Here is a 25375-nt window from a genome sequence, read left to right on the forward strand (position 1 = left end):
CGTTCAGACAAGCATATATTTCATGGTCGCCATGAGCAGCGTGGTGGTCATGACCATCATCAGGCGCTTGACCCAGCACATATCGTTTTTTAGATTGCCTACGTCCGTTTTGAGTTCAGCGACGTCCGTTTTGAGCTCAGCCACGTCTGTCTTAAGTTCAGCGACGTCCGTCTTGAGCTCAGCCACGTCTGTCTTAAGTTCAGCGACGTCTGTCTTGAGTTCAGCCACGTCTGTCTTGAGCTCAGCCACGTCTGTCTTAAGTTCAGCGACGTCTGTCTTGAGTTCAGCCACGTCCTTTTTGAGCTCAGCCACGTCTGTCTTGAGTATAGCAACGTCTGTCTTGAGCTCAGCAACATCCGTCTTGAGTTCAGCCACGTCCTTCTTAAGTTCAGCGACGTCTGTCTTTAGCTCAGCAACGTCTGTCTTGAGTTCATCCACATCTGTCTTGAGTTTAGCAACGTCTGTCTTGAGCTCAGCCACGTCCGTCTTGAGTTCAGTCACGTCTGTCTTAAGTTCAGCAACATCCGTCTTGAGTTCAGCGACGTCGGTTTTGAGTTCAACAATATCCGCCCTGAATACATCGTTATCCGTCTGAAGGACTTCTACACCTTTCGCAACATCGCCTGTTTCGGTTCTGAGGTCGGACTCCGCTTTCTTCAACTGCGTGCTTAACATCATAATATGCTGATTTTGAAACTGAAAAGCCCGCATGACATCGGCCCGCGAAAGGGCATTGTCCTGCTGTAGTTCAGAAAAAATAGCCACCATCGCTTCTGCCTGGCGATCGTTGATGCCTGCTCGTTGTAAACGTTTAAATGCTTTGTGTGTATTCATCATTGCGAGTGTCATTCATGCGTTTTCCCGTTTCATCACACCATGAGCACATCATGTCAGGAGAAGCGGTGTAGTCACAGAAGGGAAAGACTATATTGCGTATTAAATCTTAATATATCAATTAGTTAAACGAGTAGTTTGCATCATTTTGCGGGGCGGTACGCAAAAAATGCGTCATCAGTCTGCCTCTCTTACACAGCCTGTTTAATCGGCTGTGGAAGAGGCTGGCGCTCACTGCTGTGGTTAACGGCTGTGGTGGAGAAGCATCAGGGAACGGGCACAACCTTTAACTCGACCAGACCGATGCCAAGTTTGCGCGGGTCCTGACCGGGGATGTTGTTAAGATTGCTGAGCTGCGGTTCCGGCGGAATAAGGGTTAACCGAGAGCTGCCGTGGGCATTATCAAAACGCAGCGTCTGGGTTGACGTCTGCTCACCCAGCGTTAACCGTTGCTGCGTATCACCCACGCGAACGGTTGTTGGCCGGTGCGCATTCGGACCATAGGCGCGAGCGGTTATCACCAGATCGAATTTAGCGGGCAAGGGGTTAACGAACTCAATCGTCACCGCCGGGGCGAGGTTGGCATTTGACCAGCGTCCCCAGGACTCTGGACGGGAAATGCCGCTGAACTGCTTCACGCTTTCCGGTGCGCCGGGAAGCGCGAACAGAAAGCTGTCGGCGTGATAACGAATCGCATTGTCTTCGAGGCGAAGCTGCGCCACAGCATGCTGATAACTGGCATCGTTCAGGCTATCTGCCGGGAACTGCACCTTGCCTTTCCACTGGGGTTTATCGATGCGCGTGACGGAAGGATGCCCCGCGAGCTGGCCCATCGCCAGGCACCAGTCGCCCGACAGAGCAAGCGCCGGTTGCCAGATACGCGCAATTTTAAAACAGCGATCGACCCAGACAAACTTTTCTGCCGCCGCAAAGTCGGCCAACTGGTAGCGTAAAGGCGCTGAATATTCGCCTTCCGGCAGTGGCTCCACATGCTTATCCGTGACGCGCAACAGGATGGGTAACGTAAAGCTGGTGCCGGAAAAGCTGAACATATTGTTGGTCTGGTCAAGGGTAACGCTGTCGATCTTTTTGGGGAAATTCCACAGCTGAATGATATTGGCTTTCCAGCTCAGCACTTTGGTTTTCATATCCTCAAACTGGCTCGATAGTGACACCGCTGACAGGCTGCTGCGTCCCAAACCTATCGCATTATCGCCGCCCAGGATATCCAGCAGCGTCGCGCCGTTATCCAGCGTACTGCGCTTCATATCAATCACCTCTGACTGTGGCTGGTCACCGCGAATCACCATGAACAGATCGTGACGGGGATGCGTGATCAGGAACGGATGCGCCGTGTTATTCATGGCCAGATGATCCGACGCCACCACAATCACGGTGTTTTTAAACCAGGGCGACGCTTTAATGCGGGCGATTAATCGGGCGATATGTTCCTGCGAGCAGGACACCGCACTGAACGACTGGTTTGGCTTGCCCGCATAGCTGTAACTTTTGCGCTGGCAACTCCGGGAAATAAATCCATCGGGATGATGGGTATCCACCGTGAGCGTAAACAGGGCAAAACGTGTCTGCTGACGTGAAAGTGCCTCATAGGTTTCAAACACCTCATCCAGCACGGTATCGTCGTAATAACCCCAGTTATTTCGATAAGCCGGATCGCTGACCTTGTCTTTGAGCTCCTGCGATCCATACATATGTGCGGGGTCAAAACCGTGAGAGCGCAAAAAGACATCTTTACCCGCAAAGCGCAGGTCCGCGCCCTGGATAAACCAGTTTTCATAACCGGAGTTTTTTAAAATATCCCCCAGGCAAACGTTTTGTGGATAAAAGCTGGAAAGGGAGGCGGAAGCGTTGCCGTCGAAAGGGGCAAAAAGAGGAATTCCGCACATTGATGCCACCATGCCCGCAATCGTGTAATCGGTACCGGGAAGTTGTTCTGTCTGGCTGAAATCGATGCTTTGCTCTTTCTCCCGGCTCAGCTCGGGGGCCAGTCCGGGAAAGGCAATCTGGTCGAAGTAGGTCCGCTCCAGGCTTTCAGCGTAAATATAAACGACGTTCAGCGCAGGCTGTTCAATGCGTTTTTTGGGCACCTTATAAAGGGCGCTAAAGTCAGAGTTTTCGCGCAGTGAGTGCGAGGTAATGAGTGAGCTGACCTGCTGAAAAGCCGGGGTTGTTTGTATCGCGCCGGCGGCACAGGCGAAAGCCAGCAGGCTCCAGCCAAAATGAAAGGGCCGCTCGCGGCGGCGCAGCAGCCATGATAAGGCGCAAAACAGCAAAAACAGGACGGTGATAAGACCAAGAGCAGGCACGACGTATTTACTCAGGCCGGCACCGGTCAGGCTGTTGGTTAAGGTATAAACCACCGCGTCGGTAATGCCATCGCCGGTAAAATAATTGCTGGCAAACAGCGTGGCATTGAGCACCACAAACAGCATCAGTAAGAATAATGTGAGGTAAAACCAGATTCTGTTTCGGCCTGCTTTACAGGAATAAACAGCAATCGCGGTCAGAAAAAGTATAACTGACACGAATTCGGACAACGTCAAATCCTCTTATGAAATGAACATGTCTCTTCTCAAAGGGGACATTTTCATGGATTTTTGGCTCAATCTATAGTGGCTGTCATCTGGCTGCAACCTCTCTGCGCGGATTTGGTAGCGGATTCACATTGCAGGCAAGCAGGCTGTCCCGAAGAGCTGGCGAGCCTGGCGATTTCGGATGAAACTGGCCAGGCTCTGGACGGATCAGGCGCGTTGTTCCAGTGGGGCAGAGAGCCTGGCCGGTGAGGACAGGCTGCTGTGCAGGGCTTCCCCGACCAGGCTGGCCCGATTGTAAAACCGGAGCCGCAGGTTGAAATCGAGGTGCGCGCGATCGCTGTCACTCAGCCTGATGACCGGTGGCGGCGTAAGCGGGCGCTGCTGGAATAAGACGCAACGCACACATGCCGTGCTGTTGCCGGCGTGCACGCTTTGGTAATACCCGGCGCTGGCTTCCGCTTTACGTAGCAGCGTATTCACACGGCGATGCTCATCCATTGCTAACTGATGGGCCAGCGCCAGCAGTTCTTCACCCGGCTGACGTAAATTTTGTCGTACAGCAGGGAAGTCACTGCGCTTCATCAGCTCCAGCAGGTAGTTTTGTCTTCCGACATATTTTACCGGCGCCAGCTGTTTCAACCATTCCCGGATAAAGGGATTTTGGGCGGGAGCGGCGATAAAACCGGTTTCAATCACCGGCCTGAGCGGATTATCGGTGCACTGCTGGCGATAATAACCGACCACATCCATCGGGCGGTCACTTTGCGCCTGATGGACCCAGGTGAGATCGTCAAACAGCAGAGTATTACAATCGATGCTGATGCCGCCGTAGCGTAACAACAGCTCCAGCCGGATGATGTCGCTTTTCAGGTCCTGCGTGAGATCGGAAGAAACAAACTGCAGATCCGGCAGCCATTGTCCCAGACTCTGAGGCGTGAGCAGATGGATTTCATGATCCGGATTATCGCGGCGAATGTTACTGACGTTAAGCGCCACGGAGGCAGGCACACGGTCGCCGGGCCAGTACATCCACACTTGTTTGGCAATGGCAGGCAGCGCCTTTGGCACGGACATCAGCACCACGTCCTGTTCCAGTGCCGGATCGTATTCGGGCGCACTCACGGCCCGATGTTGTCTCATCGTCCATAGCATGCGGCTGGTGAAAGCAAGTTTTTCCCATTGACGCCAGAGGTGATGCAAGGAACGGCGGTGTGAATTCATGTTTCACCTGTTATTTTGATTATTGTGTTTTCGCCAGTCGGCAAATAAAGGGTTAGCTGCTAACCCGTATATAAACTGAGATCAACACAGACATCACACTGTGCTGCACCGTTTTTATTGTCTTTTCCTGGTGGTACTACGGTGGCGGGCCGCGAGGGGTGACACGCACGGACGTGAGCGGCCGCGACCTCTTTATTTAATAGAACATAATTCAACAATCCGCTATTCCTGATAAGAACTTTAGGATAAAACGGAAATAAGCGTCAGCCTGACATAAAAATAAATATTTATTCACGCTAATGTTTTATTCCGCTATGGCAAAATCGACGGAGAACATCGTCCTTAATTTTTTTGTCATAAAACGGATAAACAGTGGACGGATAAGAAACAGAATGCTGAATCGAGATGAAAACAACCCTTCAGCACAGTTAACCAATTTGCCGATGCGCGCAGCCTGACAGTCATTGTCTACGCTTTAGCTATACAGATAAAAAGGAGATGACATGCCGTTTGAATCTCGAGGATTACTGGCGATTGACAGACAAACCAGACGTGCGCTGTTCCTTGATCCCGATACCTTTGCGGTGAGTCAGGCCGTGGAGGTTATTCCCACGCGCCTGCACGAGCTGCTGATGCTGGCTCCCTGGGAGAAAGCTTTTCTTCCCCTGTACGGCGACGATATGGGCGGAGAATTGCCGCATCCGGGCCATAAAGTGGCGGTGATTGATTTACGGCAGCGGGCGATCAACGCGTATATCGACCTGTCGCCGTCAAAAGCGCCGCACAGTGGTCAGTTGGGGCGCGACGGCAAAGTGTACCTTTGTTGTGAAAATCCTACGGCGGTGGTGGTCATCGATCCGCAAACGCATCGTGTTGAAAAGACCATTCCTGTTCCGCTTGATAATACTCACCGCCTGACGCTTTCTCCCAGCGGGCGCAAACTGTTTACCGACAATGAGCAGGACGCCACCATAACCGTGGTGGACTTATGTGAGGCGGAAGGGCGGGTAATTGATACCATCCTGATGCCCGGCCCGGTTTCGGGTCTTACTGCATCCCCCAAGCATCCTTATCTCATCGCCAGCGCAGCCGATGTGCCGCTGCTTTACGTGGTCGATCGTCAAAGCCATCGCATCCGCCAACGGCTGGCGCTTCCCGGCCATCAGCAGCCCTGCCAGAAGGTTCGCTTTAGCCCGGATGGTGACTATTTGATGGCAATCGGGCATCAGGAGCCGATCGTGACGCTTTTTGATGAGTTGCTGAATCCTGTGGGGCAGGTAGCCCTGACTCGTCAGCCGCTGGATGGCTGTTTCAGCCCGGATAAGAAACGGTTACTGATTACCCATGCTGATAACCAGACCCTGAGTGTCATTGACCTGGCGCAGAAGACGGTCATAGCGACCACTGATGTGGGCGCGGGCTATGAAACGCTAAGTTACTTTCAAATCGGCTAGATAAAAGGGCGATGGTAAATGGCCGAGCTCCAGTGTCGGCTGCTGGCGTGTTTCTCTGCTTGCCAGCCGCGTTTGCGCAGTTCGCGGGCAATCATTTTATTCATAATGCCGTGGCCCAGCAGCAGAACGGTGCCCTGCTGCGACAGGACGATCAACCTGTCTGCGGCACGTGAGGCACGGGCGCGGGCATGCTGTAGCGACTCGGTTTCACCCGCATAGCCACAAAACCACATGGCGCGCAGGATGGCCTGCCAGACAAAGGTCGGCAACTGGAGGCGGTCCGCCCGCAGTAAAGGAATGCCGACTTCACTGAACAGCGCATCAACGTGATGAGGGCGCAGCCCCAGGCGCTCCAGCGAAGAGTGGGCGCGAGGTAAAGGACTGCAGACGACAACCGCCGCTTTGCTGGCGATGTTGATGCTGCGATCCGGCGGCCCGTCGCTGACCAGCGAAAGATCATAGGCTTCGCACCAGTCCGCCAGCCCCTGTGCGCTTAAGCGCCGGGCAAAAGGGTGGTCAGGTTTACCGTGCCGCATCAGGATAATGGTCATAATGGTTTAACGGCTTTCTCCAGTTTACGCGCCAGTCAGGTATAGCTGAGGTTGGATTCTGTGGCAATCGTTGTGTCTGTTGTCATCTGCCAGTCATACCGATGTGCGACAACAGCAGGCGATGAAAGATTCTGACAGCCAGTTTGGCTTAATGTTAAAAGAAAAGTGAACCTGGTACCTTTTTATGCTGTTTTTCTGTGCGTCAGGTCGTGATTAACCACCTGATTTTGCGTTGAAAACGGTATATTAGCGAAACTTGATACTAAAGAAAATCTAACAAATTTTCCGAATAGCTATTGATTTATCTACGCGCGTAGATACACTAGCTTCCAGTGATTGCTCTCGGTGCTCGATGCACGGTAGGCCGATCGAGGAACAAGTTACATTCGCCAGATTTATACGACCGCTGAAATATACAGCGGCGAAGCTCGCGATACTGCGGATTCCAACACCAGGGAATCTTTAACTTTCCTTTCATCATGGTTAGCCAACTGAATGTCGCCACCGGGGCGTTCTGCTTGTAGTCAGGGAACCGTCTCTCGGAATGGCATTTATCGAACTGCATATTTTCAAGGGACAGCGTTTATGACGGCACAGCATTCCGTTACGCAGCAGGCATCACAGCCTTCTACCTCCGCCGCAGATGAGCGGTTTAACACCTCAGCCGGCCGCAAAGACTTCTGGCGCGCGACGGTTTCTTGCTGGTTAGGAACGGCAATGGAGTATGCGGATTTCGCACTCTATGGCCTGGCCGCTGGCATTATCTTTGGTGACGTTTTCTTTCCTGAACAAACGCCGACTATGGCGCTGCTGGCCAGTTTTGCGACCTGGTCAGTTGGCTTTATTGCCCGTCCCATTGGTGCCTTATTTTTTGGCTGGCTCGGCGATCGTAAAGGCCGCAAAGTCGTCATGGTGACCACCATTATTCTGATGGGGGCGTCCACAACCTTAATCGGCTTGATTCCCAGCTATGCTTCCATTGGTATCTGGGCGCCTGCCTGTCTGGTTTTGCTACGCTTCAGTCAGGGGTTTGGCGCAGGCGCAGAACTCTCCGGCGGTACTGTTATGCTGGGGGAATATGCCCCGGTTAAGCGTCGTGGTCTGGTGTCTTCGGTGATTGCACTCGGCTCTAACAGCGGTACGCTGCTGGCTTCGCTGGTGTGGTTGCTGGTGGTGCAGATGGACAAACAAAGCCTGCTGGAATGGGGATGGCGTATTCCGTTCCTGAGCAGCGCCGTGATCGCCCTGGTGGCGCTGTGGATTCGCCGTAACCTGCGTGAAACTCCCGTGTTCGAGCGCAAGAAAGCGCAATGGGCTGTTGAGCGCGCTGAGGTTATCGCCGCACAGCAGCCTGGCGTGGATACACGGCCCTTCTTTCAGCGAACCCGCGCGTTCTGGACTATGGTCGGCTTGCGTATTGGCGAAAACGGCCCCTCTTATCTGGCGCAGGGTTTTATCGTCGGGTATGTCGCTAAGGTCTTGATGGTCGATAAATCCGTGCCCACGACGGCGGTGTTTATTGCCTCACTGCTCGGCTTCCTGATTATCCCACTGGCCGGCTGGCTGTCAGATCGCTTTGGTCGCCGGATCGTTTATCGGGTATTTTGCCTGCTACTGATGATCTATGCCTGGCCTGCCTTTACGCTGCTGGACACCCGAGAGCCGGCGATTGTCATCCCGGTTATCGTGGTGGGCATGGCGCTGGCTTCACTGGGCATCTTTGGCGTACAGGCGGCCTGGGGCGTAGAGCTGTTCGGGGTGAATCACCGTTATACCAAGATGGCGGTCGCGAAAGAGCTGGGCTCAATTATTTCTGGCGGCACCGCACCCCTGGTGGCGGCAGCGATGCTTTCGTACACCGGGCACTGGTGGTCCATCGCGATCTATTTCTCGGTGATGGCTTCCATTGGTTTCCTGACCACCTTTGTGGCACCGGAAACGCGCGGGCGCGATCTGAATCTGCCAGAGGATGCCATCTGAAAAAAATGATGTTACACAGCAGGCGGCAATAGATGAGGAGGGCGAAGTGGCGAAACAGATAAAAACCACTGTGACGCGCAGCGACGTTGCAAAAGCCGCCGGGACATCGGTCGCGGTAGTGAGCTACGTCATTAATAACGGGCCGCGCCCTGTGGCGGACGCAACCCGACAGCGCGTGCTGGCCGCGATTGAACAGACCGGCTATCGCCCCAATGCCGCCGCCCGTGCCCTGGCGTCAGGCAACACCAAAACCTTTGGTCTGGTGGTGCCGAACATCAGTAACCCCTTTGTCGCGTCCATGGCGCATATGTTGCTGCAGGAGTCGCTGAATCACGGTCACGTGATGTTGCTTGGCGATGCAGGCGACGTTCGCAAGCGGGAACTGGAGCTGATTCAGGGGCTGCTGAACCGCCAGGTTGACGGCCTGTTTTATAACAGCGTCGATCGCCATCCTTTCATCGATATCATCAAAGCCAGCGGGACACCGCTGGTAATGCTCGATCGGGTTGAAGCCCAGCCGGGCGTCAGCATGCTGCGGGTTGATGAGCGACAAGCGGCTTTTCAGGTGTGCTCACATTTACTGAGCCATGGTTATCAGCAGGTCGGCATGATTAGCGGACCGCTGGATATGCTTAATGCTCAGGATCGTATTCAGGGCTGGCGTGACGCGATGCAGGCACACGATCTGCCGGTTGATGAGTCACGGATTTTCCCTGCGACTTATACCCGTGAGGGCGGTTATCAGGCCGCGCTACGCATGATCCATCACCAACAGGTTCCCCGCGCGCTGTTTGCCAGCAATGAAGGCCAGGCTATTGGCTGTATCCGTGCTTTTAGTCAGCATGGCATTCGCGTGCCGGAGGACGTAGCGCTGGTCTGTTTTAACGGCACAGGACAGTCTGCCTACCATGTCCCGGCCTTAACGACGGTGCGCCAGCCGGTAAAAGATATGGCCCGCTGCGCTATCCATATGTTGAAAGAGTGGAATGGCGAGGCGCGCATCGAAGCGTTTCCGCACCATCTTGAAATTGGTGAATCTTGTGGCTGTCGGCCATCAGGCCAGAGTTTATAAACCAAATAATGAAAAGACTGATTATTGATTGTGATCCGGGGAATGGGATTGCCGGGGCGAATACGGATGACGGCCTGGCACTTTCTCTGGCATTAGCCTCACCAGGGCTGTCGTTAGAGTTAATCACCACCGTTGCAGGGAATACACCGAGCGAAGTGGGTGCTCGCGTCGCCAAAGATTTGGTCGCGCGGTTGGGATCGGCGATTCCTGTGGTGCAGGGTGCCCGTCAGGCATTGCATGAAGATCCTGCTCCCTGGCGTGAGGTGCTGGACAAACGGGTTGAACAGCTTGGCCTGATGTCATTATGGCAGGGCGTACCTCAGCCTGCGGCGCTACAGGCGGATGCAATGGATGCCGCGCAGGCGATGGGGCAACTCATCTGTGATAACCCAGGCGAGTTTACCCTGATTGCGATTGGTCCCCTGACCAATGTGGCGTTGGCGATGCAGCGTTTCCCCGCCATGGCGGAATCCGTGGCAGAGATCGTGATTATGGGCGGTGTTTTTGCTCTGGAAGATTACATCAAAGACACTAATTTTGGCATCGATCCCGACGCTGCACATCAGGTATTGCACAGCGGTGCAGCCATAACCCTGGTGCCGATGGATGTCACCACGCAAACCCTGCTGACGCAGGACGATCTGACACGCATCACCCGTCGGGATCATCCGCTGACGCGCTTTGTGCATGATACCTTGCAGCCCTGGATCGCGTATTCGATGCAGACTCGCCACCTGGCCGGATGCTGGATTCATGATGCGCTGGTTGTCGCCTGGCTGCTTAACCAGCGCGTGGCATGGGGAACGGATTACCGCGTCGATATTGAGCTTCGTCCGGGCGCCACGCGCGGTAAAACCTGGCGCTACCGTCAGCCCCTGCGGCTGGACGTCGGGATTCCACCTGACAGCGGCGCGCGGGTGCACGTTCTGCACAGCGTTGACAATGCGCTCCTGCTGTCAATCATTGAGCACGCTTTTAACCAACTCCCCGGCTAACCCACAGGCGATACGTCGCCTGTCCTCTTTCCGTTCCTCTTCTCTCCCTCGTCAGACATGCTTTCTTACAGCCTGATCCACTGCCTGACAATTGCGCGGTACGCTCTCCCCATAAACATGATGTATACATTTGATTAACAATCACATCACTCTCCGACAGCGACCAGGAACGTTATGGACGATGCGCCAGAGTGTCTCAGAGAGGAGACTTCTATGCTTGACTGGACATCGACCCAGCGCAATGTGGCTTTCGCCTGTTTTGCCAGTTGGACGCTGGACGCTTTCGATTTTTTTATTCTGGTGTTTGTACTGAGTAATCTGGCTCAGTACTTCCATAATTCCGTCACCGATGTGTCTGTCGCCATTATGCTGACGCTGGCGGTACGCCCGATTGGCGCGCTGCTGTTTGGGCGGATGGCGGAGAAATATGGTCGCAAGCCCATTTTGATGCTGAATATTGTCTTTTTCTCCCTGTTCGAACTGCTGTCCGCCTGGTCACCCACCTTCGGCGCGTTTCTGGCGTTTCGCATTTTCTATGGTATTGCCATGGGGGGAATTTGGGGCGTGGCGTCATCGCTGGCGATGGAAACCATTCCCGACCGTTCTCGCGGCCTGATGTCGGGCCTTTTCCAGGCGGGTTATCCCTGTGGTTATCTGCTGGCGTCTGTCGTCTTTGGCTTATTCTTTAATGCGGTGGGCTGGCGCGGCATGTTTCTCATCGGTGCCATTCCCATTCTGCTGTTGCCTTTTATCTATTTCAAAGTGCCTGAATCGCCCGTCTGGCTGGCGGCGCGTGAGCGCAAAGAGAGCAGTGCGTTGATGCCGATACTGCGTCAGCACTGGAAAATATGCATCTACATGGTGCTGTTGATGGCCTGTTTTAACTTCTTCAGCCACGGCACGCAGGACCTTTATCCGACCTTCCTGAAAGTACAGCACCAGTTTGATGCCCACACCGTGAGTATCATCGCGATCAGCTATAACATCGCAGCCATGCTGGGCGGCATCTTCTTTGGCACGCTGTCAGAACGCATTGGTCGCAAAAAAGCCATTATTATTGCGGCGTTGCTGACGCTGCCGGTGCTGCCGCTGTGGGCATTTTCCACTGGCTCCTGGACCATCGGGCTTGGCGCGTTTTTGATGCAGTTTATGGTACAGGGCGCATGGGGCGTGATACCGACTTACCTGAACGAACTGGTGCCGGGGAATGCAAGAGCGGTATTGCCCGGCTTTGTATATCAGTTGGGCAATCTTATTGCATCAGTCAACGCCACGCTGCAGTCGCGTATTGCTGAAGCCCACGGCGGCAATTATGGGCTTGGCATGGCGATTGTGGCGGGAACCGTGGCGGTGCTGATTTGCGTGTTTGTCGCCTTTGGTCGCGAAACGCGTGGAATAAAAATTTCCGGCGTTACGGCAAAGCAGCCGCATTAATGCGTTTCACAGACATCCACCCATTTTGCCGCAGTGAGTTCAGCCATCAGCTGCGGCGAAATGCGTACGGCACTGTGAACCGCGCCTGCTGCGGGCAAGACTTCATCAAAGCTTTTTAACGAGATATCACAATAAACGGTCACCGGGTTTTCCAGGCCAAAGGGACAAACCCCGCCGACGGGATGCCCGGTCCAGTTAATCACTTCGTCCACGCTTAACATCCGCGCTTTGGCACCCAGAACCGCTTTTAGTTTGCGGTTATCTAACCGCGCATCGCCACGGGTTACCACCAGGATCACCTCATTCTTCACCTTAAGTGACAGGGTCTTGGCAATTTGTCCCGGTGTCACACCGTGAACGCGAGCCGCCATTTCTACCGTTGCCGTACTGTAGGGCATCTCAATGATGTCGATTTCCGGCGCACGCTCGGCAAAAAACTGGCGTACAGACTCCAGGCTCATTTTTATCTCCATGCTAATCGAAGGCGTAAAAATTGCCACAAGCCTGCAAGGGTGTAAACGAGATAGCGAAATAATAGGTAACAGAATGCATAGCGGCGATGAAAGTCAGGAGACCGCGGGGGAAAAACAGGGTGAGGGGAAAAGGCGGGTGCGTTTTTTTTCAGCGCATTATCGGGAGTGGACGCCGGATAACATCGCTATCCGGCGCGCCTTTTATATGACTTCAGTTGCCGTGGTGCTGGCGATGCCGGGAAGATCTTCCCAGGCCAGAATCGTATTTCGTCCCTGATTTTTCGCCACGTATAATGCACGGTCCGCATTCGCTACCGCCTGGTCAAATTCATTATCGTAAATGGGCGCAATACCGGCACTAATGGTGACGTGGGTAGAAACACGTTCATTAAACAAATGCGGTATTTCCAGGTTCACTACATATTGGCGGATGCGTTCAGCCAGCTTCATGGCGATGGAGGCGTTAACATTGGTCATTAATACTAAAAACTCCTCACCGCCGTAGCGTGTTACCACATCGCGTGAGCGTACGGCGTCACGAATGGCAACGGAAACCCGAGCCAGCGCCTGGTCACCCATGGCATGACCATAATTATCGTTGTAAGCCTTAAAATGGTCGATATCCAGCAGCAAGACATAATGACTGCCGGCATGATTATCCAGAATGTTATCAAGGCGATTCTTTAGCCCACGCCGGTTATATAAGCCGGTTAAAGGATCGAGCATACTGAGATCGCTAAACGACTCTTTTTCTTCATACAGTTGATACATTAAGCGCAGCGTAAAATCTTCAGAGCGGCGGCGCATCAGATGCTGCAGTGAAAAGCCAATCAACGGCAGGGCAATAGTCAATAAAATCAATGGCAAATGCTGTCCGTGGTCCAGCAACAGCACGGTTAGCATTGACGGCGTAATGTGCAGGCAGAACGCCACCAAATAATCACTGAGTGCAATGGCGCTGATAAAGAAAACGCACAGCAAACTGACAATCAAAAAAAATCCATCATTAAATAAAACACAATGATAGCGATCCTGAATATGCCATGCCCACAATCCCCCTAAGATGAGCGCAACGGGATTTAGCAGGGGTAATTTTAGTTTAGTTTTTATTAAACAGGTGCTCAGCATCGTCATGCTAAAGAACGCCACTATCATCACCGGCAACGTGGCCTGTGATTCACTGTTTTCCGCCAAAGGGAGCAGACAAAATAGCGAAACGGATGCGTTTAAAAACAAAAAGAGCATCAGCGACAGGCGGTATTTGCTGTGTTTCAATTCATCATAAGATTCTATTTTCATTATTCATACTCGTGACAGCCCTGAAATAACAAAGCAAAAACCGGCGCATGATTTCGGCCGGTCGACAGACGTTATATTGATGTTATAAAGAATGTAGTCGGTCGCAATTTAGCATTTTCTTGTTTAACTGTCATCTTCCTGCCTGCCTGTAAAAAAACAAGCTGAAAATTGAGAATGATTATCATATGCTAATGGGAATGGTTATCATATCGACCACTGGCAGAACGGTTCACTGACGGGCAAGGGGGAAGGCGATGGGCGGTTTAAAACTGGATAGTGCATGGGGAAGCATGCTGGCATGTGCAGCAATACCGGCAATAACATTCTGGCAGCCCAGCTTTGAGCAGTGGCGGGGCGTGATGCTGCTCGCATTGCTGCTGACATTGTTCATGCTGTTTAATCAGCGCATGCGGCACTATGTCTTGCTGCCTTCCTGTCTGGCGCTGGCAGGCGGACTCGCGGCGATAGGCGTAAAATTTACCGGTCTGTAGTTGGGATTTTAAAACGATGATGCAGGGGGGAGAAACAAGGTGGAAACAGCGGTGGAGAGGACAACGTTGGTGCGAAGAGAGGGACTTGAACCCTCACGTCCGTTAAGACACTAACACCTGAAGCTAGCGCGTCTACCAATTCCGCCACCTTCGCATCGCGTTGTCTTTTCATATCACCGCAATGGTGCGAAGAGAGGGACTTGAACCCTCACGTCCGTTAAGACACTAACACCTGAAGCTAGCGCGTCTACCAATTCCGCCACCTTCGCGCAGTGCTCGCGATATGAAATTTGTGATTTTGGTGCGAAGAGAGGGACTTGAACCCTCACGTCCGTTAGGACACTAACACCTGAAGCTAGCGCGTCTACCAATTCCGCCACCTTCGCATACCCGCAACACGTTACCGTATTACAACCACGGAGGCGCATTTTAGAGATTTTACTCAATGCGTCAACACATATTTCGCCAGACGGAAACGATCGCTGCAAAAAGCAACGTTTTCAGCCTGGCGAGAGGCAAAAAGGGCGAAAAAGGCAGAAAAAAGGGATTAACGGGTTTTGGCACCGCGTCCGTAAACTGCACGATAAACTTTGAAGCGACCGGTTTGCGCCAGCACTTCATGATTGCCAAAGGCTTCATCCAGCACCTGGGGATAAGGCAGGAAGGCGTTAGCGACAATGCGCAATTCACCTCCGCTGTTCAGGTGTTTAACGGCGCCACGGATCAGGGTTTGTGCGGCATCCAGGCTGGTCTGTGTGCCTTCATGGAACGGCGGGTTGGAGATAATCATGTCAAAACGTCCGGTGACGTCGGAAAAAACGTTACTGGCAAACACGTCACCTTCCAGACCATTGGCAGCCAGCGTGGCTTTACTCGCTTCGATGGCGGCGGCATGAACATCACACAACCACAAACGCACTTTGGGTGAGCGGGCCGGTAATGAGGCGGCCAGCACGCCAGCACCGCAGCCGATATCCAACACTTTGCCTTTGGTATGCGGCGTGAATGTCGAAAGCAGTAAGGCGCTGCCTGCATCCAGGCCATCGCGACTGAAAACGCCGGGTAAGGTATGCACCGTCAGGCCATCCAACTGATAGCTGTTACCAAAGGCCGTGGCATCAAAGGCAGGTTGCTTATCCAGACGGCCATGGTAAAGACCACAGCGGCGTGCGCTGTCGATTTTTTCCAGGGTAGCCCACGTCTCCAGCATGCCTTCCGCACTGCGTACGCCGCTGCGGTTTTCACCGACAATAAAGATATCGCAGCCAACCGGCAGCAACGACAACAGGTTTTGTAACTGAAACTGCACTTCCGGTTTATTCTTGGTCCAGAAGTACACCAGCGTATCGCAGCCCTGAACATCTTCTGCCTGAGCGACCAGTCCATAACGCGCCTGTTCCCCCATGCGGCGGCTCAGGTTTTGCCAGTGATGATATTGCTGAGTGTGCACGCGTGAAGAGGCGGTCTCCAGCTGTGCGGGCAGGTCATCCTGCAGATCGCCAGCAAATAAAACGTGGCGGGCGGTAAATTCATCACTGTGGCGCAGAATGACTTCGCTGGCCGGGGTAAAAGCAGACATGTAGGGCTCCTGTAAGATCTGAGCGGAGATTATAGTGGTTTGTTGGCGCATGTTCGATGGGTTTGCTAGCATAGCGTCGCATTCAGCGAGCAGAGCAGGTATATCATGACGTCCAGGCGCGACTGGCTTTTACAGCAAATGGGGATTACGCAGTATCAACTGCGCCGCCCGCGCGTGCTCCAGGGCGAGATCGCCGTAAGGCTTTTACCCGATACGCAGCTGATTATTGTGGCGGAGAATCCACCAGGTTTGCAGGAGCCTTTCCTGCGCGATGTCCTGCACACGCTCAGTCTGAAACCGACTCAGGTGATGACCGTCACGCCCGACCAGCTGCAAATGCTACCAGAAACCCTGAGCTGTGCGGGCTGGTTACTGGGCGTGGAAAGCGAACAACCCTTTAATGGCGTGGCGTTATCCAGCGCTTCTTTTAATGAACTTCTCAGCAGCGGTGCCGCCCGGCGCGCGCTCTGGCAACAAATGTGTGATCATGACAGCCATTTCTTTCCTCACGCCTGACGCTATTCCCGACGCTTTTGCTATCGAATGCCGTAGCCACGCCTTTCCCTGGCGCGAAGAGACCTTTGCCAGTAACCAGGGCGAACGTTTCCTGAACCTACGATTAGATGTCGATAACCAGATGGCCGCCTTCGCCATCACCCAGGTGGTGCTGGACGAAGCCTCGTTGTTTAATATTGCGGTCGACCCAGCGTATCAACGGCGTGGCTTTGGGCGGGCGCTGCTGGAGCATGTAATCGAGCAACTGATTGCACGCGATGTGATGACGTTGTGGCTGGAAGTCCGTGCCTCAAACGCCCCTGCGATTGCGCTGTACGAACAGCTGGATTTCAATCAGGTCAGCCGCCGTCCAAACTATTATCCCACCGCCGGTGGCCGTGAAGATGCACTGATCATGGCGCTGACGCTGTAGTCGTTTCTGAGGAGTTTTGATGTTAGATAACTGGGATTGCATCCTGTTTGATGCGGATGACACACTGTTCCACTTTGACGCTTATGCTGGCTTACAACGGCTTTTTGCCGGGTACGATGTGCCGTTTACCGACCAGGATTACCTCGATTACCAGGCAGTAAACAAGCCGTTATGGGTCGATTATCAGAATGGTCAGTTATCGGCGCAGGAGCTACAGACCCGCCGCTTTGTGAGCTGGGGGCAAAAGCTCAGCGTGGCGCCTGACATCCTGAATAACGGTTTTCTGTCGGCGATGGCTGAAATCTGTATGCCGCTGGAAGGCGCAGTCAGCCTGATGAAGCTGCTACACGGCCGGGTCAACATGGGCATCATCACCAATGGCTTTACCGCGCTTCAGCAGCGTCGCCTGGAACGCACCGGTTTTCTCGACTACTTTTCCGCTTTGGTGGTTTCAGAAGAGGTGGGCGTGCCTAAGCCCGATGCCAGAATCTTTGATTATGCGCTCACGCAGATGGGAAATCCCCAGCGCAATCGGGTATTGATGGTCGGCGATACGCCAGAATCCGATATCCTGGGCGGTATGAATGCGGGACTGAAAACCTGTTGGATCGATCACGGTACGCGCCCACTGCCGGAACCGATTAAACCTGACTGGCGGGTAAACTCATTAACAGAGCTGGAAGCCCTGTTAAAAGCCTGAATGTCACCTGTCACACCCAGCGAGTGTCGTCTGCGAAAGGCCCGTAATACGGGCCTTTCGTTCATATTCGCGCGCTATCAGGCAGATGGCTTAGCCGCGTCGTCCTTTTTCTCGTCCTCTTCATCATCCTCTTTCACGGGCGTACTGGCCGTGAGCAGGAACGGGGACTGCTGCCAGCGCGTGCGGCGATCGCGCAGCAAGGTACGGCTGAGGATAATGCCAATCGCCAGCGCCAGTAGCATCATCAGGCGCAGAATATTGGTGGTGTTATCCACCTGGCGCGATTCGGTGACCAACACGTGGGTATCCAGGGTGATACGCAGAAAGCCCGTCGGGCCGCTGCCGCCGCTCAGGGGTTGAACGATCTGATGATTGAAGTAGCTTCCCGCCCGTTTGCCATCCAGCGCCAGCCGATCGCGCACATTGATGTTTTCACCGCTGTGCGCCACCAGACTGCCGTCACCGGCATAGACTGAGGCATCAAGAATGCGGCTATTCGCGGTCATCTGATTAAGAATGGCCTCAATCTGACCACGATTATCTTCGCTGTTATCCATGAGCGGTTTCAGGCTGAATGCCACCTGGCGGGTAAGCGTTTGTGCCAGCTCCTCGGCCTGTTCAGAACGGGCCATTTGATGCCCAAGGCTAAACCAGGATGCGCCTTGCATAAGCACCACCAACAGCGCCAGCGAAATCAAAACGATCACCGTGCGATGTAGGCGAAATTTCAGTGCGGTTTTAGCCATTAATTATCCGAGTCACGTCACAACAGAAAGCCTGGATATTATGTTGCCAGAAGCAGCGCAGACAAGGTAGCCTCTTGCGTGGTTTTGTTGTTCCTACAGGAGCCCTGATGTCAAATCATCTTACCTGGTGCGATCTGCCTGCTGATGTCTCTCTCTGGCCGGGGTTGCCCCTTTCATTAAGCGGTGACGAAGTCATGCCGCTGGACTACCGCGCGGGTCGTACCGGCTGGTTACTCTATGGCCGTGGTCTGGATAAACAGCGTCTGACCGACTACCAGCACCGGCTGGGGGCGGCGATGGTTATCGTCAGCGCCTGGAACGTGGACGACTACCAGGTGATTCGCCTGGCGGGTTCCCTGACGCCGTTTGCCAGCAAACTGGCACACGAACTGACGCTGGATGTCGCCCCACTGGGGAAAATCCCGCATCTGAAAACGCCTGGCCTGCTGGTCATGGACATGGATTCCACCGCGATTCAAATCGAATGTATCGACGAGATTGCCAGGCTGGCCGGCTGCGGCGAGCAGGTGGCTGAAGTTACCGAACGGGCGATGCGCGGCGAGCTGGATTTTACCGCCAGCCTGCGTCAGCGCGTGGCGGCGCTTAAAGATGCCGATGCCAATATTCTGAAGCAGGTGCGCGATGCACTGCCGTTAATGCCAGGCTTAACCACACTGACTAAAAAATTGCAGGCGCTGGGCTGGCAGGTGGCGATTGCTTCCGGCGGGTTTACCTATTTTGCGGAGTTCCTGCGCGATAAGCTGCACCTGTCGGCTGTTGCGGCTAACGAACTGGAAATCCGTGACGGCAAACTCACCGGTGAAGTGCTGGGCCAGATCGTGGACGCGCAGTACAAAGCCGAGACGTTAAAAAAGCTGGCGAAGCGGTTCGACATTGCGCCAGAACAAACCGTCGCCGTGGGTGACGGGGCGAATGATTTGCCGATGATTAAAGCCTCTGCGCTGGGCATTGCTTACCATGCCAAACCAAAGGTCAATGAGCAAACGGCTGTTACGATTCGCCATGCCGATTTGATGGGGGTGTTTTGCATCCTGACCGGCAGCCTGATTCACGAAGAGCGTTAACTGAGGAGTTGATTTGGCCAAAGCGGCAAAACGCGCATTTGTTTGTAACGAGTGCGGCGCAGATTATCCGCGTTGGCAGGGGCAATGTAGCGCCTGTCACGCCTGGAACACCATCACCGAGGTGCGCATTGCCGCCTCGCCAGCGGCTGCGCGTAATGAGCGGCTCAGCGGCTATGCGGGCCATGCCGGAACCAGCCGGGTGCAAAAGCTGTCGGAAATCAGTCTGGAAGCCTTGCCCCGTTTCTCAACCAGCTTCAAAGAATTTGACCGCGTACTGGGCGGCGGCGTGGTGCCGGGCAGCGCTATTCTGATTGGCGGTAACCCCGGCGCCGGTAAATCCACCCTGTTGCTACAGGTCATGTGCCGCTTAGCGCAGAGTATGAAAACCCTGTACGTCACCGGTGAAGAGTCATTACAGCAGGTGGCGATGCGCGCCCATCGTCTGGGGTTGCCCACTGACAATCTGAATATGCTGTCGGAAACCAGCATTGAGCAGATCTGCCTGATCGCTGAGCAGGAAGAGCCGCAAATCATGGTCATCGACTCCATCCAGGTGATGCACATGGCGGATATCCAGTCTTCACCCGGCAGTGTGGCACAGGTACGCGAAACCGCTGCTTATCTGACGCGTTTTGCGAAAACCCGCGGCGTGGCGATTATCATGGTGGGCCATGTGACCAAAGATGGTTCGCTGGCCGGGCCGAAGGTGCTTGAGCACTGTATCGACTGTTCGGTACTGCTGGATGGCGATGCCGATTCCCGTTTTCGTACTCTGCGCAGCCACAAGAACCGCTTTGGCGCGGTGAATGAACTGGGTGTTTTTGCCATGACAGAGCAGGGCATGCGTGAGGTGAGTAATCCCTCCGCCATTTTCCTGTCGCGCGGCGAAGAAGTCACCTCTGGCAGTTCGGTCATGGTGTTGTGGGAAGGCACGCGTCCTTTGCTGGTCGAGATTCAGGCGCTGGTGGATCATTCGATGATGGGCAATCCACGCCGGGTTGCCGTCGGGCTTGAGCAGAACCGCCTGGCGATTCTGCTGGCGGTATTGCACCGCCATGGCGGATTGCAAATGGCGGATCAGGATGTGTTCGTTAACGTGGTCGGCGGCGTGAAAGTCACGGAAACCAGTGCCGACCTGGCGCTGATGCTGTCGATGGTCTCCAGCCTGCGCGATCGTCCATTGCCCCAGGATTTGGTTATTTTTGGCGAAGTCGGACTGGCGGGGGAGATTCGCCCGGTGCCCAGCGGTCAGGAACGTATTTCAGAAGCGGCCAAACATGGCTTCAGGCGGGCGATAGTCCCAGCGGGTAACGCACCGAAAAAGCCGATTGAGGGAATGCGCGTCTATAGCGCGAAAAAGCTGGCGGATGCCTTGGCTATTCTTGATGATCTCTAAGCTTTTCCGTATGCCCTTTTGTCGTTATACAAAAGGGCTGGTAAGGGGCAAACGTCCTCACGTCTTTGATCATTTCTTGCAGGAGGCACCACATGTCGGCGTTTGATTATTTAAAAACGGCCATTCGCCAGCAGGGCCACACGCTCCAACAGGTGGCCGATGCCAGTGGCATGACCAAAGGGTATTTAAGCCAACTGCTTAACGCGAAAATTAAAAGCCCCAGCGCCCAAAAGCTGGAAGCTTTGCACCGCTTTCTCGGCCTGGAATTTCCCCGCCGGGATAAAAAAATCGGCGTGATATTTGGTAAGTTTTATCCGCTGCACACTGGCCATATTTATCTGATTCAGCGCGCCTGTAGCCAGGTGGATGAGCTGCATATCATCATGGGCTATGACGAACCGCGCGATCGTGACCTGTTTGAAAACAGCGCCATGTCGCAACAGCCCACGGTCAGCGATCGCCTGCGTTGGTTACTGCAAACCTTCAAATATCAGAAAAACATTCGTATCCATGCTTTCGATGAAGAGGGGATTGAACCCTATCCACATGGCTGGGATGTGTGGAGCGCGGGGGTGAAAACCTTCCTGGATGAGCAGGGGATTGCGGCTGACTGCATCTATACCAGTGAAGCGCCGGACGCCGAGATGTATCAGCAACATCTGGGCATTCAGACGGTGCTGATCGATCCGAACCGATCCTTTATGAATATCAGCGGCACGCAGATTCGTCAGGACCCCTTCCGTTTTTGGGATTACATCCCCACTGAAGTGAAACCGTTTTTTGTGCGTACCGTGGCCATTCTGGGCGGCGAGTCGAGCGGCAAATCCATGCTGGTGAACAAGCTCGCAAACATCTTCAACACCTCCAGCGCATGGGAATATGGGCGGGATTACGTCTTTTCTCACCTGGGCGGCGATGAGATGGCGCTGCAATATTCTGACTACGATAAAATCGCGCTCGGTCATGCGCAGTACATTGATTTTGCGGTGAAATATGCCAATAAAGTGGCGTTTATCGATACCGATTTCGTCACCACGCAGGCCTTTTGTAAAAAGTATGAAGGGCGCGAGCATCCGTTTGTTCAGGCGATGATTGATGAATACCGTTTCGACCTGGTGATTCTGCTGGAGAATAACGTGCCCTGGGTGGCCGATGGCTTGCGCAGCCTGGGCAGCTCTGTGGATCGCCGTGAGTTCCAGACCATGTTGATATCCATGCTGCGTGAAAACAACATCGACTTCGTCCATGTGCAGGAAGAAGATTATGACACGCGCTTCCTGCGTTGTATTGAGCTGGTGAAAGGTATGCTGGGCGAGCAAAGCGCGCTCTGAGACAATCTGTTTACCGACATAAAGGGCCGGAGGATAGCCGTATCTCTGACCCTTTCTCCTTGTGTTATCTTTATAATAATGGCGATTTTTCCGGCCTGTTGCTGGGAAATAAGGCCTTTCACATCGTCGTGCGCAACCGAATATCGTCCGTAACAAAGTCAAACAAAAAAAATTTTTTTGAATTCTGCGGCAACATTATTACGTATTTAAATACTGATGTTATTTCATTTCTTCTGTGTGTTTATGTTAAATGTAAGTTCAATATTTTTAACTGGTTTATATTAAGGGAATATTCATAAGATATAAATAATGATATACCCGGATGTAACGACATGAAAAAGATCAGTATTGGTAGCGATGCGGTATTTTATCCTGGGAAAAGGGAAATAATCAGTCATAATCAGACGTTGAAGTTGCATTCTTCTGCCTCTTATTGTTTTGAATTACTGATCGCACGTCAGGGTGAAATTGTCGATCATGAGTCTTTTTACCAGTATGCCTGGCGTAGATTTGGGATGGAGGTCAGTGCGAATGCCTTATATCAAAGTATTTCTTTGGTCAGAAAAGCGCTACTGGCATCTGGTATTCGGCAGGATGTGATCAGAACCATTCCGCGCCGCGGCTTTATGCTGTCAAATGCCATTCTCATTGAAGAATCGACAAGCGTGCCTGTAGCGGCTATTCCGGATAATACGCCATTATCAGCAGAGGGACTGGAAAACGTATCTACAGAAGACGCTGGCACGCCAGATTTAAGCCAGGCCAGTGGGCAGGACGTTCCCCAACATATTCCTGAGCCTGCTCTTCAGGTCGATGAGAATATGTCAGAAAAGCCGGTTACCGATGCGCTGCATAATGCATCCGGGGCAGCTTATAATACCGGCTATCCAGAGTCTGCCGCGTTAGCCGTCGGAGAGTTGCCTGCTCAACAGGCAATCTACACACGCAACCTGCTTATGGTTGTGCTGACGGTTATGACGATTGTGATGTGTGGTATGGCCATTGTGACCTTTTCCCTTTACCGGAAGGAGATGGATTTCGTAAAGCGGTTTGATATGAACGGATGCGAAATATACGGTAATGAAAAAGCAGATAACAGTTTAGTGGCCCGCATCGCTATTGATATTCATTCGGGATGCACGGAAAGAAGGAAGATTTATATCACCGCCTTTACCAACGGTGAACGAATCTCCGTATTGCAATGTAAAAACGCAATTTCACTATTCGGTTCACCTGACTGTGTGTCGTATTATTATATAAGGAGAAAGTGGTGAAGTTGACGTTTTGGATGGCTGTGCTGACGATGGCCGTAGCCGGTGTTGTGATGCTTTTTTTTCGCCAGGATTATATTCATTGCATTGCAAACATCAATTACATAAGAAGCGGTGAAAGATTTTCACTGATCGTTTCTCACGATATGCGCAACGGGCACGGCGTTTTATCCTTAGCGGGGCGATTGACCGGCGATAATCAAAAAGCCATCAGCATGAGTAAAATTATCCGGTTTAATTATCATCGTGATGGCGATCTTTATCTCGCGCAGTCGACATTGATTGAGCCATCCCCGGATAATCAAATGAGTATTGAGCAACAAGAAAAATGGCTTCCGGCGTTTTTTATCACCGTGGGGGCGACATTCCCTTTCGTCATTAAACGGACGGGCATCGATACATGGGTATTTTATTCTGGTCCTGTTCCGCTCTTCATTTGTGAAAAATAAAACGACCAAAAAATAGCCGATAAGCCGTGCAGAGCATAAACGTTGGACCTGTAGTTATCTTATGAAATTTATCTTTTCTGCAACACAGGGATAACTTTATGCTTTTGATTTTAATAAAATTATATCTTCTTAAGGTCTTGTTCACATAAGGTCAGAACACTTCACATACAGCCTCGCTATTTCGCCCCTTATGATTCCCCTGCCAATGAGCATGTTATCAACCTAAATAATAAGAGGGAATCAATGAAAGCCAGGTCTTTATCACGCTGTATGTATTTTGCTTTGTGCGGTGTAAGTTTACTTTCTTTTAACACCTTTGCCGCATCGCAAAATACTATTCGCTTTCAGGGTGAAGTCAACGCGCAAACCTGTAACGTTAATATAAACGATGCAACCGGTAGCCCGATTATTCTGCTGCCTACGGTATCGACAGCCTCGTTGAACGCGGCGAAATCCACCGCCGGTAAAACACCCTTTACGATCAATTTAACGGGCTGTGTTGCGCCGGCGGCGGGTACAACCCAGGCAATTAATATCAATCTGGCGGGAAATAATATTTCCTCCACGGGTGATTTATTAAATACCGGCACAGCGACGAATGTCGCACTGCGTTTACTGGATAGTAGTGACAAAACGATCAATCTGTCAGGTGGCACGGCGACCGTAAACGGCATGTCGCTGGCCAGTGGTAGCACCAGTGCATCACAAAATTTTTCAGTCGAATATTACAGCGACTCTGGAAGCGCTGGAGCGGGTACGGTTTTGAGTAGCGTTCAATATTCTGTTAGCTATCCATAACTATCAGGCCCCCTTTAGCCGAGGGGGCAGGAGAAACCTGTGTTCAAGTCTCTTGTTATTCTGTTTCTGGCTTTATCCGCTCCCCTTTGTCAGGCAAGCGTCGTGCTGAATGGCACCCGGATAATTATTGATGGTGCGAAAAATGAAAAAACCATTCAGTTTACCAATGCGGGCGATCAGCCTGCGCTTATTCAAATTCAGGCGATTAATCCTGACGCGGCGTCCACACTGCCCTTTGTGGCGCTGCCGCAAATTTTTCGCATCGCGCCAGCCGCCGGTCAAACGGTGAAAGTCAAAGTCACCGAGAATAATTTACCGCAGGACAGAGAGTCGCTGTTCTACATGGACTATACAGAAATCCCCTCTGTGAAAAAGGGCGATGAAGATAAAAATAAACTCTATCTGATTATTAAGAACAGGGTAAAAGTCATCGTTCGCCCCAGGCAACTCGATTTCTCTGTGGATAACGTCAGGCAGGCGCTTTCTTATCGTATTCAGGGGCGAGATATTCTCTTCAAAAATGCCTCTCCTTTTTACGCCAATATCCGCGCGTTTTCACTGATTAAGGGAAATAAGACGATTGCCTGGGACGATGCCGTAACGCTCGCGCCGTTTAGTGAAAGCAAGGTCACGCTGCACAGTTCGTCATCCCTGGTGGGATACGCCCTTACCGCCCTCCTGATCAACGATTTTGGTGCTGACGAAAAAATAAACCTGAACGAAAAATAGCCGA

At 52.7% G+C, this 25375-nt stretch carries 24 protein-coding genes and 3 tRNA genes; 16 read left to right on the top strand and 11 right to left on the bottom strand.

All coding sequences use genetic code 11. The features are described from left to right. Positions 1–3: 3 nt before the first annotated feature. The 3 genes from CMR03_RS25000 to CMR03_RS09295 all read right to left on the bottom strand — a co-directional run bounded on the left by CMR03_RS25000 (position 4) and on the right by CMR03_RS09295 (position 4610). On the bottom strand, positions 4–849 hold the full coding sequence (locus CMR03_RS25000; RefSeq protein ID WP_141248561.1) for a CCDC90 family protein: 846 nt from the start codon (positions 847–849) through the stop codon (positions 4–6). A gap of 251 nt (positions 850–1100) precedes the next feature. Further along, complete coding sequence (opgB, locus tag CMR03_RS09290) at positions 1101–3392, bottom strand: phosphatidylglycerol--membrane-oligosaccharide glycerophosphotransferase (RefSeq protein WP_096011367.1); 2292 nt, start codon at positions 3390–3392, stop codon at positions 1101–1103. A 204-nt stretch (positions 3393–3596) separates the two neighbouring features. Continuing rightward, a complete protein-coding gene (locus CMR03_RS09295; RefSeq protein WP_063878296.1) occupies positions 3597–4610 on the bottom strand; it encodes a glycosyltransferase family 32 protein in 1014 nt (337 codons plus the stop codon). A gap of 503 nt (positions 4611–5113) precedes the next feature. On the opposite strand from CMR03_RS09295, the gene CMR03_RS09300 reads away from it, so the two are divergent. Then, positions 5114–6064 (top strand): beta-propeller fold lactonase family protein, encoded by a 951-nt coding sequence (locus CMR03_RS09300; protein WP_096011368.1) that lies wholly within the window; start codon positions 5114–5116, stop codon positions 6062–6064. On the opposite strand, the gene CMR03_RS09305 is transcribed toward CMR03_RS09300, so the two are convergent. Then, positions 6061–6615, bottom strand: a complete 555-nt coding sequence (locus tag CMR03_RS09305) for a histidine phosphatase family protein (RefSeq protein ID WP_096011369.1) — start codon at positions 6613–6615, stop codon at positions 6061–6063. The two genes, CMR03_RS09300 and CMR03_RS09305, sit on opposite strands and share 4 nt — an antisense overlap. Positions 6616–7200: 585 nt before the next feature. Between CMR03_RS09305 and CMR03_RS09310 the strand changes: the two genes are divergently transcribed. From CMR03_RS09310 to CMR03_RS09325, 4 genes are all read left to right on the top strand, one after another. Beyond that, entirely contained in the window at positions 7201–8595 is a 1395-nt protein-coding gene (locus CMR03_RS09310) for an MFS transporter (RefSeq protein ID WP_063878299.1), read from the top strand. Between the two features lie 46 nt (positions 8596–8641). Beyond that, on the top strand, positions 8642–9667 hold the full coding sequence (locus tag CMR03_RS09315; protein WP_096011392.1) for a LacI family DNA-binding transcriptional regulator: 1026 nt from the start codon (positions 8642–8644) through the stop codon (positions 9665–9667). 8 nt (positions 9668–9675) lie between these two features. Continuing rightward, on the top strand, positions 9676–10662 hold the full coding sequence (locus tag CMR03_RS09320; RefSeq protein WP_096011370.1) for a nucleoside hydrolase: 987 nt from the start codon (positions 9676–9678) through the stop codon (positions 10660–10662). A gap of 213 nt (positions 10663–10875) precedes the next feature. Then, entirely contained in the window at positions 10876–12096 is a 1221-nt protein-coding gene (locus CMR03_RS09325) for an MFS transporter (protein WP_063878302.1), read from the top strand. Here CMR03_RS09325 and CMR03_RS09330 read toward each other — a convergent pair. Both CMR03_RS09330 and CMR03_RS09335 read right to left on the bottom strand, forming a co-directional pair. Beyond that, positions 12093–12557: a YbaK/EbsC family protein gene (locus tag CMR03_RS09330; protein ID WP_063878303.1), complete on the bottom strand. Its 465-nt coding sequence runs from the start codon at positions 12555–12557 to the stop codon at positions 12093–12095. The genes CMR03_RS09325 and CMR03_RS09330 overlap by 4 nt on opposite strands. A 213-nt stretch (positions 12558–12770) precedes the next feature. Next, positions 12771–13868, bottom strand: a complete 1098-nt coding sequence (locus tag CMR03_RS09335; protein WP_063878304.1) for a GGDEF domain-containing protein — start codon at positions 13866–13868, stop codon at positions 12771–12773. A 254-nt stretch (positions 13869–14122) separates the two neighbouring features. Here CMR03_RS09335 and CMR03_RS09340 point away from each other — a divergent pair, with 254 nt between their 5' ends. Further along, positions 14123–14359 (top strand): DUF1435 family protein, encoded by a 237-nt coding sequence (locus tag CMR03_RS09340; protein WP_063878305.1) that lies wholly within the window; start codon positions 14123–14125, stop codon positions 14357–14359. A gap of 67 nt (positions 14360–14426) precedes the next feature. On the opposite strand, the gene CMR03_RS09345 is transcribed toward CMR03_RS09340, so the two are convergent. The 4 genes from CMR03_RS09345 to rsmC all read right to left on the bottom strand — a co-directional run bounded on the left by CMR03_RS09345 (position 14427) and on the right by rsmC (position 15938). Continuing rightward, positions 14427–14513: transfer RNA gene (locus CMR03_RS09345), tRNA-Leu, on the bottom strand. 28 nt (positions 14514–14541) lie between these two features. Continuing rightward, positions 14542–14628: transfer RNA gene (locus CMR03_RS09350), tRNA-Leu, on the bottom strand. Between the two features lie 30 nt (positions 14629–14658). After that, positions 14659–14745, bottom strand: a tRNA-Leu gene (locus CMR03_RS09355). 161 nt (positions 14746–14906) lie between these two features. Beyond that, the gene (gene rsmC, locus CMR03_RS09360; protein ID WP_096011371.1) at positions 14907–15938 is read right to left on the bottom strand and encodes a 16S rRNA (guanine(1207)-N(2))-methyltransferase RsmC; all 1032 of its coding nucleotides are present in this window, start codon (positions 15936–15938) and stop codon (positions 14907–14909) included. Between the two features lie 105 nt (positions 15939–16043). Here rsmC and CMR03_RS09365 point away from each other — a divergent pair, with 105 nt between their 5' ends. Genes CMR03_RS09365 through yjjG form a run of 3 tightly spaced genes read left to right on the top strand, consistent with a single transcriptional unit; the run spans position 16044 to position 17566 of the window. After that, positions 16044–16454, top strand: a complete 411-nt coding sequence (locus CMR03_RS09365) for a DNA polymerase III subunit psi (RefSeq protein WP_063878307.1) — start codon at positions 16044–16046, stop codon at positions 16452–16454. Beyond that, positions 16426–16866 (top strand): ribosomal protein S18-alanine N-acetyltransferase, encoded by a 441-nt coding sequence (rimI, locus tag CMR03_RS09370; protein ID WP_063878308.1) that lies wholly within the window; start codon positions 16426–16428, stop codon positions 16864–16866. The genes CMR03_RS09365 and rimI overlap by 29 nt, the downstream gene beginning before the upstream one ends. A gap of 19 nt (positions 16867–16885) precedes the next feature. Then, positions 16886–17566: a pyrimidine 5'-nucleotidase gene (yjjG, locus tag CMR03_RS09375; protein WP_096011372.1), complete on the top strand. Its 681-nt coding sequence runs from the start codon at positions 16886–16888 to the stop codon at positions 17564–17566. Positions 17567–17643: 77 nt separating this feature from the next. Here yjjG and CMR03_RS09380 read toward each other — a convergent pair whose 3' ends face one another. Further along, a complete protein-coding gene (locus tag CMR03_RS09380; protein WP_063878310.1) occupies positions 17644–18312 on the bottom strand; it encodes a YtjB family periplasmic protein in 669 nt (222 codons plus the stop codon). A 107-nt stretch (positions 18313–18419) separates the two neighbouring features. Here CMR03_RS09380 and serB point away from each other — a divergent pair, with 107 nt between their 5' ends. The 7 genes from serB (at position 18420) to CMR03_RS09415 (ending at position 25371) form a co-directional block, all read left to right on the top strand. Beyond that, on the top strand, positions 18420–19397 hold the full coding sequence (serB, locus tag CMR03_RS09385) for a phosphoserine phosphatase (protein ID WP_063878311.1): 978 nt from the start codon (positions 18420–18422) through the stop codon (positions 19395–19397). 13 nt (positions 19398–19410) lie between these two features. Next, the gene (gene radA, locus CMR03_RS09390) at positions 19411–20793 is read left to right on the top strand and encodes a DNA repair protein RadA (protein ID WP_096011373.1); all 1383 of its coding nucleotides are present in this window, start codon (positions 19411–19413) and stop codon (positions 20791–20793) included. A 92-nt stretch (positions 20794–20885) separates the two neighbouring features. After that, positions 20886–22124, top strand: coding sequence for a multifunctional transcriptional regulator/nicotinamide-nucleotide adenylyltransferase/ribosylnicotinamide kinase NadR (gene nadR / locus CMR03_RS09395; RefSeq protein ID WP_063878313.1), 1239 nt, complete (start codon positions 20886–20888; stop codon positions 22122–22124). Between the two features lie 332 nt (positions 22125–22456). Continuing rightward, positions 22457–23398, top strand: a complete 942-nt coding sequence (locus tag CMR03_RS09400; protein WP_063878314.1) for a winged helix-turn-helix domain-containing protein — start codon at positions 22457–22459, stop codon at positions 23396–23398. Next, positions 23395–23844, top strand: coding sequence for a hypothetical protein (locus CMR03_RS09405; protein WP_063878315.1), 450 nt, complete (start codon positions 23395–23397; stop codon positions 23842–23844). The genes CMR03_RS09400 and CMR03_RS09405 overlap by 4 nt, the downstream gene beginning before the upstream one ends. Positions 23845–24087: 243 nt before the next feature. Then, positions 24088–24642, top strand: coding sequence for a fimbrial protein (locus CMR03_RS09410; RefSeq protein WP_063878316.1), 555 nt, complete (start codon positions 24088–24090; stop codon positions 24640–24642). Between the two features lie 39 nt (positions 24643–24681). After that, positions 24682–25371, top strand: a complete 690-nt coding sequence (locus tag CMR03_RS09415; RefSeq protein ID WP_063878317.1) for a fimbrial biogenesis chaperone — start codon at positions 24682–24684, stop codon at positions 25369–25371. Positions 25372–25375 lie beyond the last annotated feature (4 nt).

The organism is Pantoea allii, from assembly GCF_002307475.1.
In the GTDB taxonomy this organism is placed as follows: domain Bacteria; phylum Pseudomonadota; class Gammaproteobacteria; order Enterobacterales; family Enterobacteriaceae; genus Pantoea; species Pantoea allii.